Here is a 4,539-nt window from a genome sequence, read left to right as displayed (position 1 = left end):
GTGGGTGGGCATGCGAAAGGGCGGCCTCCCCGGGGGGAGGCCGCCCTGGGGGCTGAGGCTTACTTGCCCTTCGCAGCTTCCTTGAGCTTGGAGCCCGCCGACACCTTGACGCTGTACCCGGCCGGGATCTCGATCGGGTCACCGGTCTGCGGGTTGCGCGCGGTGCGCGCAGCCCGGTGGGTGCGCTCGAAGGTGAGGAAGCCGGGGATGGTGACCTTCTCGTCGCCCTTGGCGACGACCTCGCCGACGGTCTCGGCGAATGCCGACAGGATCGCGTCGGCGTCCTTACGGGTCACCTCGGCCCGCTCGGACAGAGCGGCCACCAGCTCACTGCGGTTCATAATTCGTACTCCCGTGTTCTTCTTGCCGATGAGGCGTGCCACGCGGCAGAGCCGCATTTCGGACCAAGCGAAGCCGATGCTGCCAGGGCCCTACGACAGTCTCCGGACCCGGGTCCACCTTCGGGCCCGCGCGCCCCGTGGGGTATCCCCCCGGACGACGTCCTCGGCGGGGTTACCCCCTCGGACAAGTCCTTGGGGATGCATCCTGCCCCTACCTGCGGCGGGAAAGCCAATCCGATGCCTTCCGGGCGTTCCCGGTTGCCGCCACCCTAGAGGGCCGCCCGGGTGAACCTTCCCCCGACGCGCCGGGCCGGGGGATCGGGAGATCCCCCGGCGGAGCAGGGCGGGACCCGGACGGGCCCGGCCGGTCAGGCCTGCGTGGGGGTGGCCCTGGCCGGTTCGCTCAGAGCGCTCTTGCCGGTGGCCTGGACGGCCTCGCGGACCGCTCCGGCCACCGCCCCGGACACCTTCTCGTTGAAGACGCTGGGGATGATGTAGTTCGGGTTCAGCTCGTCCTCGCCGACGACGTCGGCGAGCGCGCGCGCCGCGGCCAGCATCATGGTGTCGGTCACGGTGCGCGACTGCGCGTCCAGCAGGCCGCGGAAGACGCCCGGGAAGACCAGCACGTTGTTGATCTGGTTGGGGAAGTCGGAGCGGCCCGTCGCCACGACCGCGGCGGACTCGCGGGCCGCCGCGGGGTCGACCTCCGGGTCGGGGTTGGCGAGCGCGAAGACGATGGCGCCGTCGGCCATCTTCGCGACGTCGTCGCCGTCCAGCACGTTCGGGGCCGAGACGCCGATGAAGACGTCCGCGCCGACCACGACCTCCTTGAGGGTGCCGGTGTGGCCCTCGGGGTTGGTGTTGTCGGCGACCCAGCGCATCGGCGAGCTCTCGTCGGCGTCGGCGACGTCCTTGCGGCCCGCGTGCACGACGCCGTGGATGTCGGCGACGACGGCGTGCTTGACGCCCGCTTCCAGCAGGAGCTTCAGGATGGCCGTCCCGGCGGCGCCCGCGCCCGACATCACCACGCGGATGTCCTCGATCCGCTTGTTGACCACGCGCAGCGCGTTGTAGAGCGAGGCGAGGACGACGATGGCGGTGCCGTGCTGGTCGTCGTGGAAGACGGGGATGTCGACGGCCTCGCGCAGCCGTGCCTCGATCTCGAAGCAGCGGGGTGCGGAGATGTCCTCCAGGTTGATGCCGGCGAAGCCGGGCGCCAGGGCCTTGACGATCTCCACGATCGCGTCGGTGTCCTGGGTGTCCAGGCAGATCGGCCAGGCGTCGATCCCGGCGAAGCGCTTGAAGAGGGCCGCCTTGCCTTCCATGACGGGCAGCGCGGCCTTGGGGCCGATGTTGCCCAGACCCAGCACGGCGGAGCCGTCGGTGACGACGGCGACGCTGTTGCGCTTGATCGTCAGGCGCCGGGCGTCCTCGGGGTGCTCGGCGATCTGCGTGCAGACGCGCGCCACGCCGGGCGTGTAGATCATGGACAGGTCGTCACGGTTGCGAATCGGATGCTTGGACGACATCTCGATCTTGCCGCCGAGGTGCATCAGGAAGGTGCGGTCCGAGACCTTGCCCAGTGTGACGCCCTCGATGGAGCGCAGCTCGGCGACGATCTCGTCGGCGTGCGCGGTCGAGCTGGCGGCGATCGTGACGTCGATCCGCAGCCGCTCGTGACCCGAGGCGGTGACGTCGAGGCCGGTGACCGAGCCGCCGGACGACTCCACGACCGTGGTGAGCTGACTGACCGCCGTCCCGCCTGCGGGGACCTCCAGGCGGACCGTCATCGAGTAGGAGACGCTTGGCGCCATTGCCGACTTCCCTCTGCTTTCCCTTGTCACGTTGTGCACGTGCGCGCCCCCACTTCGCCGCGTTTTTTACGGCCAGCGGCGCGGCACGTCAACAGATATTCCCACCTACCCCCCGGTACGCGGTAACGCGTCCCTGGTTTCGGAAATCGTATTCCACCATCCGAGAGGCTGTCACCCCCGCACCACCCCCCACTCCTTCGCAGGAAAATCGCCATCAATCTCCCTGAAACAGACAGAAACCGGCCTAAGATCGGCCCGCACACTGCCTCTGCACTTCATGGGAGACCCGCAACATGGCTCAGGGCACGGTCAAGTGGTTCAACGCTGAGAAGGGATACGGCTTCATCGCTCAGGAGAGCGGCGGACCGGACGTCTTCGTGCACTACAGCTCGATCGACAGCGAGGGGTACCGGAGTCTCGAAGACTCCCAGCGCGTCGAGTTCGAGATCACCCAGGGCCGCAAGGGGCCCCAGGCCGACGGGGTCCGCGTCGTCGGCTGACGCCGAGGAGACCCCCGCACGACGAGAGGGCTCCCGCCGCGGCGGCGGGAGCCCTCTCGTACTGACGCTTCAGTGACACCGACCCGCCAGCTCGCCTCGCGGCAAGTGGGCGCTCGAAGCGCCTATGGTTGGGCCCGGGGGCATGGATCGGGCCGGTGCCACCTCCAGGCTAACAAACGGCCCCGGAGTCGCGATTCCCCTGCGCGGAGGCGATTTGGCTCCACCGGTCCTCCGTGCACCGCTCCACCGGTCCTACTTGTACCAGCCACTCCACTTGCCGCTGGAGTAGCGCTGCTTGTACCAGCGCTTGCCGTCTCCCCCGATGCAGGTGATCGCGAAGTTCCACCCGTTCGACCAGGCCATGTCGATCGAGCCGTGTCCTGGCTTGTAGCACTTGCCACCGAGCGAGGTCCACTTGCTCAGCCCGCTGCCGCTCTGCCAGCGGGTCCAGGCGGCACGGTCGGTGCCGATGACGAACACCTGCCAGTGCCCGTTGGGGAGCTTGTAGCGCATGTCGCTGCCGCAGTAGAACTTCCCGCCCCAGTTGCTGTACCTGCACCAGCCGGCGAGAGAGGCCGACTCCGTGGCCGGGGCGCCGGCCCGCGCGGTCCCGGCCGCTCCGGAGGGCTGGGCCGCTGCGGAGCCCGCTGTCACGGCGGTGCCGCCGAGCAGCGCGAGACCGAAGAGCAGTGACGCGCTCTTGCGCGCGATCGCGGTGGGCATCGTGTCGTTCCTCCTCCACGTGGTGACACGCCGGTGCGTGTCCGGGCACGCCGGTGCGTGTCCGGGGAAGAAGCTAGGGACTTCGTCCGCCCGTGGCGTCAGACGCCGGGTCGGGAAACCGGGTAAACCTCCGCGTTATCCCCGCCGCCCGGCTCCTGCGTGGGGTTCATGCGCGGCACGGAACCCGGCCGCCGTTCCCAGCAGCCGCGCACCCTGCCTCTGGCGTAGCGGCCCTCCGGCGCACACCCGTCCCCCTGCGGCGGGTGTGCGCGGCCCGGTTCAGGCCAGTCGGCCCGGTCCAGGTCAGTCGGCCCGGTCCAGGTCAGTCGGCCCGGTCCAGGTCAGTCGGCCCGCAGCAGGTCGGGGACTCCCGCCGCGTCGGGGAGGTCCGCTGCCGTGCTGAGGACTTCCAGGCGCTGGGTGGCGCGGGTGAGCGCGACGTACAGCGTCCGCAGCCCGGCAGGCGACTCGTCGGCGATCTGGGCCGGGGAGACGACGAGCGAGGCGTCGTATTCGAGCCCCTTCGCCTCCAGGCTGCCGAGCGCGACGACCCGCTCCCCGAGGTCCGCGAGCCACGCGCGGGCCTCCGCACGGCGGGCCATGGCGACGACGACGCCGACGGTGCCCTCCACCTCGTCCAGCAGCCGCGCGGCGGCGTCGCGGACGGAGGCGCCGAGGTCGTCGCCCGCCACGGTGAACCCGGGTTCGATGCCCGTGGAGCGCACCGCGCGCGGCGGCGCGGTCCCCGGCATCGCCAGGGCGAGCACCCGGTCGGCGAGGACGGCCAGCTCGGCCGGGTTGCGGTAGTTGACGGTCAGCTCGAAGCGGCGCCTGGGCCGCTTGCCGAGGGCCTCGTCTCGGGCGGCGGCGGCCTCGTCGGGGTCGGTCCAGGAGGACTGTGCGGGGTCGCCGACGATCGTCCAGGTGGCATGGCGCCCGCGCCGCGCGACCATGCGCCACTGCATGGGGGTGAGGTCCTGGGCCTCGTCGACGATGACGTGCGCGTACTCGGTGCGTTCCTGGGCGGCGCCGCCCGGACCCTGGTACGCCCGCCGCGCGCCGGCGTCGCGGTCGGCGGCGGTCGTCAGCTCCTCGAGGCCGGTGAGCTGGTCGAGGGGGTCGGCCTCGCGCTTCCGGGGGCGGGCGTACCAGGGTCCGGGC

Annotated in this window: 5 protein-coding genes; 1 reads left to right on the top strand and 4 read right to left on the bottom strand. The window is 71.0% G+C overall.

Features of this window, described 5'->3' with window-relative positions; genetic code table 11:
• Positions 1-59: 59 nt before the first annotated feature.
• Entirely contained in the window at positions 60-341 is a 282-nt protein-coding gene (locus AB8Z75_RS31435) for an HU family DNA-binding protein (RefSeq protein ID WP_114013781.1), read from the bottom strand.
• Positions 342-709: 368 nt separating this feature from the next.
• The gene (locus AB8Z75_RS31430; RefSeq protein WP_369207983.1) at positions 710-2,155 is read right to left on the bottom strand and encodes an NAD-dependent malic enzyme; all 1,446 of its coding nucleotides are present in this window, start codon (positions 2,153-2,155) and stop codon (positions 710-712) included.
• Positions 2,156-2,448: 293 nt separating this feature from the next.
• Between AB8Z75_RS31430 and AB8Z75_RS31425 the strand changes: the two genes are divergently transcribed.
• On the top strand, positions 2,449-2,655 hold the full coding sequence (locus AB8Z75_RS31425) for a cold-shock protein (RefSeq protein ID WP_114013783.1): 207 nt from the start codon (positions 2,449-2,451) through the stop codon (positions 2,653-2,655).
• A gap of 252 nt (positions 2,656-2,907) precedes the next feature.
• Here the strand turns inward: AB8Z75_RS31425 and AB8Z75_RS31420 are convergent, their stop codons facing one another.
• Positions 2,908-3,378: a hypothetical protein gene (locus AB8Z75_RS31420; protein ID WP_369207980.1), complete on the bottom strand. Its 471-nt coding sequence runs from the start codon at positions 3,376-3,378 to the stop codon at positions 2,908-2,910.
• A 341-nt stretch (positions 3,379-3,719) separates the two neighbouring features.
• On the bottom strand, positions 3,720-4,539 hold an 820-nt coding region (locus tag AB8Z75_RS31415; RefSeq protein ID WP_369207978.1), incomplete at its 5' end, for a UvrD-helicase domain-containing protein.

The organism is Streptomyces sp. PU-14G (genome assembly GCF_041028275.1).
In the GTDB taxonomy this organism is placed as follows: Bacteria; Actinomycetota; Actinomycetes; order Streptomycetales; family Streptomycetaceae; genus Streptomyces.
Note: the sequence above shows the minus strand (reverse complement) of the source record. Positions and strands in the feature narration are given on the sequence as shown.

Coding starts and splice junctions, on each gene's coding strand:
- AB8Z75_RS31435 (WP_114013781.1), bottom strand. CDS start 341: ATGAACCGCAGTGAGCTGGTGGCCGCTCTGTCCGAGCGGGCCGAGGTG.
- AB8Z75_RS31430 (WP_369207983.1), bottom strand. CDS start 2,155: ATGGCGCCAAGCGTCTCCTACTCGATGACGGTCCGCCTGGAGGTCCCC.
- AB8Z75_RS31425 (WP_114013783.1), top strand. CDS start 2,449: ATGGCTCAGGGCACGGTCAAGTGGTTCAACGCTGAGAAGGGATACGGC.
- AB8Z75_RS31420 (WP_369207980.1), bottom strand. CDS start 3,378: ATGCCCACCGCGATCGCGCGCAAGAGCGCGTCACTGCTCTTCGGTCTC.